Genomic DNA, 12,440 nt, shown 5'->3' on the forward strand with positions numbered 1-12,440 from the left:
CCCACAAAATCGCGATCAGCTGAAAAGGAGAGAATTTTATCGCTCCCAAAGATTTCCTTAAATTGGTTTAATAAACTGATGCGTGCTAGGGTGTGCGAATTTTTCTGGTGATCAAGCATGCTCTAAAACAAAGGAAATGCAATCTTTCCAACTCTAACAGCTAGTACGAGGCTATTGATATTCTGCGTTCCAAACTTCCAATTGGTGCCATCGAGCATTAAATGCATTTTAGGAACTGGCTCCCAAATGCTTGATATCAAGGCTTTTGAGAAGAGTCCAGAATCAATTAACTTGTCCTTTTAAAAAAACGCCTGACGCGTTCAAGCTTGGATTTTATTGAAGGTGGAGAGTTCATCTTGTGGATCAGTGCAGGATGCTGAACCTTTCGCTGATCGATAAGTACGAAGGTTCATTTGCATTAAACATTGTTGTTTATTTTTAATAAAATAGCCTCTTTTTCGGATCTTTAAAAGACCCTTCAAAAAAGTGAGGGGGAGTATGCGAACAGTGACAAAAAAGGGGGGGGATCGATTTGTTATTGTGTTTTTTAATTGATCAGCTATTTTTTTCATACACAAAACCATTTCTATTGGGCAAGGAAAAAATGCTTAGATCAAGTTAGGTAAAAGATAAGAAAAAGAAATTTTTCTTATGCATATTACCATTTAATACATAAAACTATTTTATTACAATTAAGTTGGGTTTTGAGGAGATTCTGGTATGTGCAATAACTTCACTTGCTTATTATGGTACATGTCTCTTAATTTTTTTAGTATTGTTTTCAAAACTTCTGAATTTTCAGAGTTTTCTTGGATAGAAAGTTTTATAGATTCTAAGGCTTCTTTTGCTTCTACATTTACTCCTTCTAGTGACCCAAGAATAATTTTAATTTCGTATAACAACGACATAACGCCTGGCAAAGGAAGCTCTTCTCGAAAAGCGATAAGAATTGAATCCTGGGCGCTTATTAGCTCTTTATTATTATTGGTATTTGAAAAAATTGGGCTGGAATTTTGACTTGATAATGCAGAAGATGTTACTCCTATTGTGCAAATTCCCAAAACACTGTAACAAAAAAAGAAATTTTTTTTCATTGATATAATTTTGTAATGCTTTCCGATATAGTGTATACTTTAAAAGTAAAAACAACATATATGATTGTTTATTGAGAAACTTTTATTATGTCAATAGTACAGAATTTGAGAATCAAGACGATCCTTTTTTAGTGATGGACGCCCAAGAATTAGAGCCAGCAAAGGCAAAGAACTTGTTTCCTTTGCGTATTGAATTGAAAGCACGTTTAAGTTTTGAACCCATTTTGCTGCGCCCTATTATTCAAATGAAAAAAACCCCCCAGCATCCTCCTTTAAGTGGGGCAGTGCTTTATCAAACAAAAAGTTTTTTTAAAAGTGTATCTATTTCTTTGTATCCTGCCGGATGGAGTGAGTTCGAGCAAAACATAGAATCATTTGAAGAAAGTTCTTCCTATTGTCTGGATTTTTCTTCTTCTGTGTTTACCAAACATTTTTCTTTCACCAAAGACAGTTGCGTGCTTAGTCCTAATAGCGCAGCGTTACCTTGTGGAGTTCTTGAATGCAAAGATCCAAAAGATTGTATGCAGTGGTACTGCCTTCCAAGAACTGCAGGGCTTTGTACTGCTCTGGATTGGCGTTCTGGTCAAGAATTTTATGGGGCAAATAAAGTTGCTTCTCTCAAACAAACGATAGAATGTGGAGAAGTAAATTGTTATTTATTGTACAACGATTACAAACAGTTGTATCGTTCACTGCACTATAATTTAAAAAATAATGATTTGTGGATTAAGTTTATGATTGTTAAGCGTTCTGAGGATTAAATTATCAATGTGGCAATAATTTTAATATATTTTTTTAAAGCCCCCCCATTAAGATTTGTTTGTCTTGGAAAGATGTGATTTTTTTCAAAGATATTTTGTTTTAAATACTTACTAAAAAAATTGGTCTTGATTGTTCATGAGGAAACTTAGGTATATGATTATTTATTGGAAAGACCGAAAAAGCCCGTTAACAGCCCTAGAAGTAGATGGGAACTTTCAACACATTATGGAAAAGCTTGCCGAAGTAGAAGAGCGTTTAAGAAATCTAGAATCTCAGATGGTGCATTCTTCTGCAAATCAACCTAGTACAGAAAAAATAATTTTTTCGTGCAAAGACAACATTATAACTTTAACAGAAGCTAATGGAAAATTTCAAGAAGTGGTTCTGCCTTTGTGGCAATTTAAAGGAAACTGGAACCAAGATCAACTCTACTATCCAGGAAATTTAGTGATTTTTGAAAAAAAGATCCACCGATGTTGTGAGTCCACGCAAGGACCTCAATTTATTTCATCGTATTGGGAAAGACTTCCTTTTTGTATAATAGAAGAAAATTAGACAATGGAATTGTTTCTTTAAATTAAGGAATCATCTGTACTCTTTAAAAGTAAGAATTTTACGTATTGCAAGAAAGAGCCGATGTCATTTTAATTTCTGTGAATGCTTCCACCATCTCTTTTAATAAGGTTTGTATAACCTGCTTACAGGATTCTTTAGACTTTATCATGCCCACACTTTGTCCTGCCATAACGGATCCGTATTCTATATCTCCTTCTATTACTGCCCTGTATAGAGCGCCGGACCAAAATTGCTCAATTTTCATTTTTCCCTCTTCTAAAGATAACGTACCTTCTTCTATATCTTTTACAACAGATTTTTGAAGAATTACAAAATTCTCCGTTGCTTTATTAGAAATAGCACGAACAGGGATTACTGGAAGGCGTGAATCGATTCCATAAGAAAGAACAGCATCTCTAGCTTGGGCGCGAATAAAAGCTTCTTTAAAAGAATTGTGCGCTTGAGATTCGTGAGTGCACACAAAACGTGACCCCAATTGACAGCCAGATGCTCCCATGCACAGATAAGACAAAATTCCTCTTCCGTTTCCGATTCCTCCGGCCACAAATACAGGAACATCTTTGCCAACAACAGGAAGTATCTCTTGGGCCAAAACTTGAGTGGCTACCGGCCCCACATGCCCCCCGGCTTCATTGCCTTCTATAACCAATCCTTGAGCTCCGCTAAGAATTAATCGTCTAGCTAAAGCTGCAGAAGGCGCAAAAGCTACAGGTTTAATACCATAAGATGCAAGTGATTTAAATACTGTGGAAGAAGGAAGCCCCCCCCCTAAAAAAATGTGGCTTACATTATATTGTCCGCAAACATCAACAAGTTCTTGAAAGCTTGGATGAAAAACAATAAGATTCACGCCAAAAGGGCCGCAACCAGAAGAAACAAGATGTTTAATTTGCTGGGACAGCTCATCTGGAGTCATAGATCCCCCAGCCAAAATTCCAAATCCTCCCGCATCGCAGACACCTTTTACTAGTTCGTGGTGGGATACCCACGTCATTGCTCCACACAAAATTCCGGTAGATGTACCTAAAAATTCTTTGCCTCTTTTCCATTGTGCTTCTATCCAAGATAACGCATGACAAGTAGTTGGATTATTCATTGTTAGTAATTCCTTTTGAGTATTTTTCATCCTTCTTGTACCATTTTATGTAACGCATTTAAGATTTGTGTAGTTTGTTGTTCTTGAACAACATAACTAATGCTATTTACAGAACGAAAAATATATTCTACTCCCATACGTTTTAAACTTTGCTGATTTTCTTCTGGCACATCTTCAAAAGACACTCCAATTATGGTGAACATCGTGTGCGGTAAAATAGAAAATGTTGGTAAAACGTACTGCTGTACAATGTTTTTTGCAGACATTTCAGTAAAAAATGTAGTCATAGATTTGTTCCATTGCCATCCCCATACGGAAATAAATTGGCTTTGCAGCACTTGCAGCAACTGGTCTGCTTTTATTCGCGAAAGCACTGGAACAGTCCAGCACAAAACGCCTTTGTGAGCAATCCCTTTTGCTGGTCCAGACACGGATTCGCACACAAAAGTTCCTGGATTTTCTGGATAAAAAGTTGATAAAACTTGAATAGGAACTTTATAGCGTTTTGCCCAATACAGCGCTTTATCGTGAAGTACCTTTGCGCCATGCCGACTAAAAGTTGTCATATCATCGTATGAAATTCGATCGAATTTTTTTGCATTTTGAACGCAAGACGGGTCAGCATTATACACACCGTCCACGTCAGTAAAAATTTGGCACAACCGAGCGTTTAAAAAGGCGCTCAATGCTACAGCAGTAGTGTCAGACCCTCCTCTTCCCAGACTAGTGATCCGTCCTAACTTCGTGATTCCTTGAAATCCTGCAACAACGGGTATTCCTCCTGAGGCCATGTATTGTTGAAGAGGGGAAACGTTAATAGAAACAATATCTGCATTTCTGTGCACCTCGTCTGTTAAAATAGGTAATTGCCAACCTAAAAAAGAAGCTGCCATACACCCTAAATCTTGAAGAGCTAATGACATTAAACCGGAAGTCACCTGTTCTCCTGAGGTGACTACTGTATCTAGCTCACCTTTTGTTGTGTCAATGTTTTGAACCGAACACGCCTCTGCCCACTGGACAAGTTGATTGGTTACCCCTCCCATGGCAGAAACGACGACCAAGGGCTGCTCTCCTCTTAATTGAGCTTCTTTTACAAGCTGAGCTGCGTGCTTTAAACACGCGATGTCATTCAAAGAAGTTCCACCAAATTTTTTTACAACTACGGTATTATTCTCTGTTTCACGCATATAATTTACCTTGTATTTACTGAGTGAAGACATTGTAGCAGAAAAACCTTAACTAATGGATTTTTGATAGCTTTCTTTAATCCAAAAAGTGGCGAAAAAAGAAACCAAAGCCCCAAAAGCTAAATAAATTCCAGGAGTCACCAATGCAAAAGACTTTTCCCCAGCTTCTTTAATGAAAAAAACTGCCAACGTAGGGGCCGTTCCTCCAAATACCATCATGGTTACATTGTGTGCCAAGGATACTCCAAGGCAACGTATCGAGGGGGGGAAAAGTTCTACGATGGCGGCGGGAATAACACCATAATAAACTCCAAACGCTACATTTAAGGCAAGTTGTGCAAAGAAAATCTGGTAAATGTTTCCCGTAGAAAATGCGATAAAAGCGGGAATCGCTGCGCATAACAAAAGTAACGATGCAAAACGCAAAACAGGTTTCCTTCCTACTCGATCAGAGCAGTACCCTCCAATCGGAATACTTAACGCAAACCCTAAAGTAGCAATAGTGCTAATACACGTTGCTTGATAGTGTCCTACCCCAACAAAATTTTGAAGATAATTAACGATAAAAAGACATATCGTAAAAAAACCAATAGCGACAACAACATCTAAGCAAACTAACTGCAACAAAGATTTTCCATGACGCGCAAAAAACTTCTTCCACGAAAAATTGTCAGAGCTATTGCGAGAGAACGCTTCTGTTTCCTGTAATCTATTTCGTACAAACGCTCCGACTATACTTCCTGTAATACTTAAAATAAAAGGAACACGCCACCCCCACCTTAAAAATTCTGATTCACTCAGCAACGTTCCAACAGCAACACACATACAAGATCCTATTAATACGCCAATTGCTGCACTAAAAGTTGTCCAGCTCCCCCAAAATCCTCTATGTTGAGGATCTGCATGTTCTACAACGAACACAATAGACCCGGTGAACTCTCCCCCCATAGAAAGTCCTTGAAAAAGTCTCAAACACGTCAAAAACAAAGGGGCAAACCACCCGATTTGCTCATAAGTGGGAAGCATTCCAATAAGCGCTGTCGGAATAGCCATACAATAAATAGACCAAACTAAAGCTCCCTTTCTTCCTATTCGATCTCCTAAGTACCCAAACAAAATTCCTCCTAATGGTCGCATAACAAACCCAACGAAAAACACTCCGTAAGTGGCAAGCATTGAAGAAAAAGCATCATTAGCAGGAAAAAACAATGCTCCTATAATAGCGGCACAGTATCCGTACAACATGAAATCGTACCATTCTAACGTATTCCCAATCATAGAAGAAATAAGAACCTTTCGAAAATGTTTATCTGTGTTACGAACTTTAGGAAAGAAAAATGTTAACAATTATGAGCTCTGCTTCCTTAAACAAATCCGTATTTTATTTTAAAGCAATATAAAAAAAAATCAATAGCACCTTTCCTTTTCCCTTTCCCCTTCTTTTTCAACAAATCTACGCATATTAATAAATTATTTTTGATGTTAAAAATCTAATTGATTGTCGTTAACAACGATTAATTCAAAGCAAATCATAAAACTTTTATTAAACAGGTAGGTGTGGGATGTTTTTTGTGTTAACACGCGTAAATTTTTTCTTGAGAGCCCCGAATAAAAACAATCGATATTTAGGTAATTATTTTTTTGTATGCTAGGGAAGGGCAGGGACGTAAGTGTTGTGAAGGATTGATCATATCTAATTTGGCCAAAAATAGATATCGTTGATCGAGAAAGAATTTTTGTTTCTTCAAAAAAGACAACTTGTCAATGAGAAAAAAAAGATATATTATATACACGAATCGGCAATGGTGCCGAGGAAATGTATTAGAGAACTGTATGCTAAGCAAAGATTTTGACAATAATTCCCAAAAAAATAGAGAAGCAGAGAGCATTCTTGAGAAAAATTTTGAAGACGCTTTTAAAGCGCTTTTAGAAGACACTTTAAAAGATCAAAAAAATTTAGAAGGAAAGATTGTAAAAGGTAGAATTGTTTCCATTGATCATGACGCCATCATCGTCAATGTTTCATCTAAGTCCGAAGGGCGCGTCTTATTAAAAGAGTTTGGAGATGCTGAGCGAGAAGCGCTTAGAGTAGGTGGACAGGTTGATGTTTATATAGAGCGTTATGAGGGAAGAGACGGTGGCATGATATTGAGCCATCAAAAGGCGATTCAAGAGGTTACTTGGATGAAGCTTGCTCAGGCTTTTGAAGAAAAAAAGCCTATTTCCGGAAAGATTTTGGGAATGGTAAAAGGGGGGTTGAGCGTAGATCTGGGGGGAACAGTTGCGTTTTTGCCGGGAAGTCAGGTGGATATTCGTCCTTCTAGAGATTCGGGTGAGCTTGTTGGAACTGATCAGATGTTTCTCATTGTAAAAATCGATGAGGCAAGAGGAAATATTGTAGTTTCTCGTCGTGCCGTGTTAGAAGAAGAGCGTGCTTCGGATAAAGCGCGTCTTTTGTCAGAACTCAAACAAGGAATGATTGTTGAGGGGGTTGTAAAAAATTTAGCTCCTTACGGTGCGTTTATTGATTTGGGGGGGATTGATGGATTATTGCACGTTTCGGATCTTTCCTATAACAAAAGGGTTAATGTTGAAGATGTTTTGCGTGTGGGGCAGACTGTTAAAGTGATGGTAATTCGCTTTAATCGCGAAAATGAAAGAATTTCTTTAGGACTGCGTCAGCTTGAAAAGGATCCATGGCAGACAATTCACGAAATGCATAAAGTAGGAAGTATTGTGACAGCTACCATTACAAATATCACTGAATATGGTGCTTTTGCAGAGCTTAGCGAAGGTATTGAAGGGCTTATTCACGCACGAGAGATGACTTGGCATAAAAAAGATGTTGTTCCTACTGAAGTGGTTTCTCAGAAAGATGAAGTAAAAGTTATGATTCTGGAAATTGATGCAACGAAGCGAAGGATTTCTTTGGGCTTGAAACAGTGTACAGAAAATTTGTTTGAGGTTTTTTCTAAACATCATCCTGTAGGAAGTCAATTAGAGGCAGAAGTTAAGGGAGTTACAGAATTCGGTCTGTTAGTAACGTTACCTTATGGTATTGAATTTGCGGTGCATAAGTCGGAGCTTTCTTGGACTCTTCCTTCAGATGAGGCGCTGTCTAGGTACCATGTCGGCCAAAAAGTACAGTTAAAAGTCACCAAGATTTCTTGCGAGGAAGAATTTATCGGTCTAAGTATAAAACAAGTGTCTAGTGATGCCAGCATGGAGCGTTTGCAATCTATAGAAAAAGGGCAAAATGTTAAGGCGCGTATAGTTCGTATTGCGGATTCAGGGATAGAGGTGGATTTGGGAGATGGGGCGCTTTCTTTCATTTCCCGCTCAGAACTTGCTGAAGATGCGGTGCACCAAAATCCTCATTCTTTTAAAGTTGGGGATATGATTGAGGCAAAGGTAATGAAAGTTAATGCTAAAACTCAGCAAATTCTCTTGTCGATAAAAGCTCTAGATCTTGAAGAGCGTTCTCGTATTTTATCTGAGTACATGGGAGAAAAAGAAAGTAGTTTTTGTTCGGCTTTAGATCGAGCGTTGGAGCAAAAAGAATAAGTTATTACTTTAAAAGCTAAAGGGGAAATTATGTTTGATTTTTGTGTTAAGACTTTTCTTTCTTCTTTGGAATCTGGAGAGATTAGGGCTGCTTATCCGAAAGAAGATGGGACTTGGGGGGTAGATGCACAGGTCAAACAAAAAATTTTAGCGTTATTTGGCTCTAGGGAAATGGGAATTATAGAGCAGTATTATATCGATAAAGTTTCTTTGTTTCCTAGAAGATTTTCTCTTGATGATGGTGTTCGCATAGTCCCTTTTGGATCGTCTATTCGACCGGGAGCGTGTGTTTCAAAGGGGGTGGTGGTTATGCCTCCCTCTTATGTTAATATTGGTGCATATTTGGGGGCAAGAAGTATGGTAGATAGCCATGTTTTGGTGGGGTCTTGCGCTCAAATCGGTGAAAACGTACATCTTTCTGCAGGTGTGAGTATTGGTGGGGTTTTGGAGCCTATTGAATCTCTTCCGGTGATTATTGAAGATGATGTTTTTGTTGGGGCAGGGTGCGTAGTAACTTCTGGGTTTCATGTAAAAAAAGGAGCTGTTTTAGGGGCTGGGTTGTCTTTGTCACGTTCTATTCCTGTGTACGATACAGTGAAGAATGAGGTTTATTACGGAGAAATTCCCGAATATTCTGTAGTGGTTCCTGGGACTCGGGCTATTTCTAGTGTTTTTCGCGATACACAATTGGCACTTCAGTGTGGAATTATTTTGAAATATCGTGATAGTCAAACGAATTCTAAAATTGCTTTAGAAGAGGCGTTGCGCTGAATGGTTTGTTGAACAAAACCGAAAAAATTTGAAATAAATTAAAAAAAATATTAACGATGGGGAGAAGTGCTTGTTTGGGTGTAATTTACTGACTAGTATGGTTTTTAAAGTTGTCTTTTTTGTTGGTGTGTTTTGCTTTGGAAGCGTTCAAGGAGAAAAGGATTCTAGAAATGCTTCTCCTTGCTTTGAATCTCCGCTTTCTTTAGAAGTGTATAATAATTGTTTAAAAAAATTTAATACTGTAGAAGCAAAATTTCTTCAAACGAGTGAATCTAAGTGTACTAAGGGAAAGCTGTACCTTCAAAAACCTGGAAAGCTTCGTATTATTTACGAAATTAACAGTCAGGGACAGCGAAAAGAAATTCTTTGTGACGGAACTTATCTTACAGAGTATGTTTTTGATTCTCAGGGAGAGCTTGAGGAAAGCAGCTCCGTAAACTTGTCAGAAACTCCTTTGCAAATAGTTTTAAATACTCAAGGGATAGATCTTCGATATGTTCGTGTGGAGCGCATTGTTTCTGCAAAAAAAAGTCGAGGTATTTACACGTATATTTATCTTGTTAAGAAAGAGGATTCTACAGAAGGGAAGGTCGTTCTTATTTTTAAAGAAGATAAAGAGGCAGGTCCCCAGTTTTGTGGGTGGACTATTTACGATGAACATAACAGAGAAATTATTCTTGAACTTACAGATGTTAATACCAACGTTATTATATTACCGAAAACTTTTTCTACCTCTTCAACTCTTTAGTGATAATGCTTTATACTCATCCTGTTTTACCGCTATCATGGCATCCTCTTTTGGATGATTCATCTTTTTGCATTGGAAAAAGTAATATTCATGCATTTCAGTGGATTCAAAAAGAAAAATGGCCTTTTCAGCATCTTAGTATTTACGGTCCAAAAGATAGTGGAAAAACTCATCTGGGGATGCTGTGGGCCAAAAAGCATCAAGCAGTTTGGTTGCCTTGTGCACACCCTTCTTTTGTTGATTCTAAAAAAAACTATGTTTTGGATGTTGATCCTCACTGTTTTAATGAACAAGATGTGTTTAGATTTTTAGAAGAAGTGCACGCTTTGGAAGCGTGTTGTTTGTGGCTAAGCGCTTTTCCTTTACATGTTCATTGCTCTCATTCTGCGTTGCGCTCTCGTTTTATTACATTTTTGTGTACTCAGATTCAAGAGCCTGATGATGCGTTGTTATCAAAGGTTTTAAAAAAGGCTTTTCGCGACGTCGGACTTATTGCTTATCCGCAAATTTTGGATTTTTTGATAAGGCGAATGGATCGCTCTTTTTCTAGTATTAGAGATGTTGTCGGGAAAATTCACGACTATACTTTAAAACATCGTGCTAATCTTAGTATTTCTGTTGTTAAGTCTGCATTAGACTGGTAAAGTCTAAGTGAAAAGTAAGAATAATATGAAATTAAAATTCAAGATCTTTATGCTGTTTGAGAGAGCTCTGGATATTTTGAGAAAGTAGGAGGAAGATAAAGTAAGGTATGCTTAGCATTTTGTGTCATTTCTGCACAATTTCTTCCTTTGTGGAATTCAGAATTGTCTATGATAGTTACTTTGTTCATGAATATTAAAATTTAAATCTTTGTAACTTTATTTTATTATTTTACTGGTATGCGATAATTAACGTTTAAGGTTTTTCTTAATTTTTCAGAAAGTTCTAAATTTTTTAGCAAGGCGGTACTTATTTGACACGAATAGGGAAATTCTGCAAGAACTGGAACGCGTCCGTAATATTCTATAGCTCTGGAATTTTCAATATTTTTTGTACCATTCATTACTACCCCCAACACAGGAATATTTCGGGCTCTTAATGCTTCCAAACTAAGTAATGTATGGTTTATACAGCCCAATTTTGTAAGCGAAACAAGAATAACAGGAATATCTAAGTGCTTGATAAGGTCTGCCATAAGATGTTTTTTGTTAAGCGATACTAAGATTCCCCCCGCTCCTTCTACTATCAGGTTATTTTTTCGGGGTAAAAAGATTTTTTTTATCGATACGATCATTTTCAATGCTCGCCGCTAAATGCGGAGACAAGGGCTCTGAGTAACTGTAAATTTCTGGATAAATTTTTACATCACAAAAGCATTGAACTTTTTGACTATCATTATTTTCTTTTTTACCGGTTTGAATGGGTTTAAAATAAGAAAATCCAGTATGCGTAATAATCCAACTTGAAATGAGCGTTTTTCCAACATTTGTGCTGGTTCCAGAAACGAAAATTTTCATTGATCTATCTTTTTAAAAATTCCAAAAAATATTTTATAGGTAACCGTTAACGGATGATGATTTTCTTTAATCAATTTTTTAAAGCTTACTAAATTATTGAATCAATTGATGCGCAGGCTCTAAGCAGCTCCAGATAGCGCACAAACGCTAAATGGCTATCTGAGGTTAGTGAAAAATTCATCGGCCAAAATTCAAAAATTTGATCGTATTTTTTTATCGTACGGCATATCTCAATTAGATCTTTTTCTTTGGATACTTATGAAGACGGATTATTTGATATTTATTAATAACATTTTTCCACTCGTAAAAAGTTCCTTCTAATAACGTTGAAAAAGCAAAAAGATTAGAGCTTTTTGTGTTGAAAAATTCTAAAGCGTTTTTTAAATTATTAACCCATTGTAAAGCTAATGCTTATTACATAATCATAAATACAAGCGCCGAGCTTTAGCATATCTCCAGGTAAGTAATAAATATTGGAATGATTTGAAAAGTTTATCTTCATGGTGCAAGCATTTTATCGGCAATGTCATTAAGATAGAAAGACGAGGAGTCAAATACAGGTAACAAAAGCTCAGGAAGGTACCCAGTTCCGTTCCTACATCTAAAATTGTTTGTGGAGTAAAATTTTTAAAATTTAAAACTTTATTAATCAAAAATGCAGCAGAGCTTTTTTGAATTTTTCCAACATAGTCATAAGAAATACTAACTTTATTAAAGTTTTTCTTTATATTATTTACTGGTATTGCCATAATATTTTTATACTAATTTGTGCTCAGCGTACCAAAACAAAAAATATTTTTAGATGCTACTGTCATTCAATAATCAAAAATTGTCTTTCTAATGCTTCACAGAATAACACATTATAAAACGTAGAAACAGAGTCCTATAAAAAAATTACGTCGAACTCTAAAATCCTTTCTAATTTTTAATTTAACGAAACTTTAAAATATATTGTATAAACAATAAAATCTAAATTTTAAAAATTATAGTCTAATCTTTTGAAAATAGATTGTAACACCCACATTACTTTTATTATCAAAAGATTCTATTCAAACGTTTAGTTTTTTTACAAATGAGAAAACAATGCGTTTCCTCGCAGTAATGCACCATTGCGATGCGCCCAACGTACCAAAGATTCTA

The 12,440-nt window shown here is 36.5% G+C and carries 12 protein-coding genes and 1 pseudogene; 6 read left to right on the forward strand and 7 right to left on the reverse strand.

Annotated elements, in window-relative coordinates; genetic code table 11:
* Window positions 1-122 precede the first annotated feature (122 nt).
* Both HE1_RS08785 and HE1_RS02510 read right to left on the reverse strand, forming a co-directional pair.
* Window positions 123-260 (reverse strand): hypothetical protein, encoded by a 138-nt coding sequence (locus HE1_RS08785; RefSeq protein WP_162531201.1) that lies wholly within the window; start codon window positions 258-260, stop codon window positions 123-125.
* Between the two features lie 432 nt (window positions 261-692).
* Window positions 693-1,094 (reverse strand): hypothetical protein, encoded by a 402-nt coding sequence (locus HE1_RS02510; protein ID WP_035544350.1) that lies wholly within the window; start codon window positions 1,092-1,094, stop codon window positions 693-695.
* Between the two features lie 71 nt (window positions 1,095-1,165).
* Here HE1_RS02510 and HE1_RS02515 point away from each other — a divergent pair, with 71 nt between their 5' ends.
* Window positions 1,166-1,855, forward strand: a complete 690-nt coding sequence (locus HE1_RS02515; protein WP_035544353.1) for a hypothetical protein — start codon at window positions 1,166-1,168, stop codon at window positions 1,853-1,855.
* A 136-nt stretch (window positions 1,856-1,991) separates the two neighbouring features.
* Entirely contained in the window at window positions 1,992-2,411 is a 420-nt protein-coding gene (locus HE1_RS02520) for a hypothetical protein (protein ID WP_006299350.1), read from the forward strand.
* A 58-nt stretch (window positions 2,412-2,469) separates the two neighbouring features.
* Here the strand turns inward: HE1_RS02520 and HE1_RS02525 are convergent, their stop codons facing one another.
* The 3 genes from HE1_RS02525 to HE1_RS02535 are packed head-to-tail and all read right to left on the reverse strand — an operon-like array spanning window position 2,470 to window position 6,065.
* Window positions 2,470-3,558, reverse strand: coding sequence for an NAD(P)H-dependent flavin oxidoreductase (locus HE1_RS02525; protein WP_006299348.1), 1,089 nt, complete (start codon window positions 3,556-3,558; stop codon window positions 2,470-2,472).
* Window positions 3,555-4,718, reverse strand: coding sequence for an aspartate kinase (locus tag HE1_RS06425; RefSeq protein WP_006299346.1), 1,164 nt, complete (start codon window positions 4,716-4,718; stop codon window positions 3,555-3,557). Before HE1_RS06425 ends, HE1_RS02525 begins: the two co-directional genes overlap by 4 nt.
* 48 nt (window positions 4,719-4,766) lie before the next feature.
* On the reverse strand, window positions 4,767-6,065 hold the full coding sequence (locus HE1_RS02535) for an MFS transporter (protein WP_052567246.1): 1,299 nt from the start codon (window positions 6,063-6,065) through the stop codon (window positions 4,767-4,769).
* A 486-nt stretch (window positions 6,066-6,551) separates the two neighbouring features.
* On the opposite strand from HE1_RS02535, the gene HE1_RS02540 reads away from it, so the two are divergent.
* The 4 genes from HE1_RS02540 to HE1_RS02555 all read left to right on the forward strand — a co-directional run bounded on the left by HE1_RS02540 (window position 6,552) and on the right by HE1_RS02555 (window position 10,445).
* Window positions 6,552-8,282 (forward strand): 30S ribosomal protein S1, encoded by a 1,731-nt coding sequence (locus tag HE1_RS02540; RefSeq protein WP_162531202.1) that lies wholly within the window; start codon window positions 6,552-6,554, stop codon window positions 8,280-8,282.
* Between the two features lie 30 nt (window positions 8,283-8,312).
* A complete protein-coding gene (locus HE1_RS02545; RefSeq protein ID WP_035544356.1) occupies window positions 8,313-9,053 on the forward strand; it encodes a 2,3,4,5-tetrahydropyridine-2,6-dicarboxylate N-succinyltransferase in 741 nt (246 codons plus the stop codon).
* Window positions 9,054-9,150: 97 nt separating this feature from the next.
* Window positions 9,151-9,801: a LolA family protein gene (locus tag HE1_RS02550; RefSeq protein ID WP_023492389.1), complete on the forward strand. Its 651-nt coding sequence runs from the start codon at window positions 9,151-9,153 to the stop codon at window positions 9,799-9,801.
* Window positions 9,801-10,445, forward strand: a complete 645-nt coding sequence (locus tag HE1_RS02555; RefSeq protein ID WP_162480222.1) for a P-loop NTPase family protein — start codon at window positions 9,801-9,803, stop codon at window positions 10,443-10,445. The genes HE1_RS02550 and HE1_RS02555 overlap by 1 nt, the downstream gene beginning before the upstream one ends.
* A gap of 224 nt (window positions 10,446-10,669) precedes the next feature.
* Here the strand turns inward: HE1_RS02555 and bioD are convergent.
* Window positions 10,670-11,300: pseudogene (gene bioD / locus HE1_RS09615) on the reverse strand (dethiobiotin synthase).
* 422 nt (window positions 11,301-11,722) lie between these two features.
* The gene (locus HE1_RS02565; RefSeq protein WP_035544361.1) at window positions 11,723-12,049 is read right to left on the reverse strand and encodes a hypothetical protein; all 327 of its coding nucleotides are present in this window, start codon (window positions 12,047-12,049) and stop codon (window positions 11,723-11,725) included.
* Window positions 12,050-12,440: the final 391 nt, after the last annotated feature.

This window comes from Holospora elegans E1 (genome assembly GCF_000648275.1).
Taxonomy (GTDB): Bacteria; Pseudomonadota; Alphaproteobacteria; order Holosporales; family Holosporaceae; genus Holospora; species Holospora undulata_A.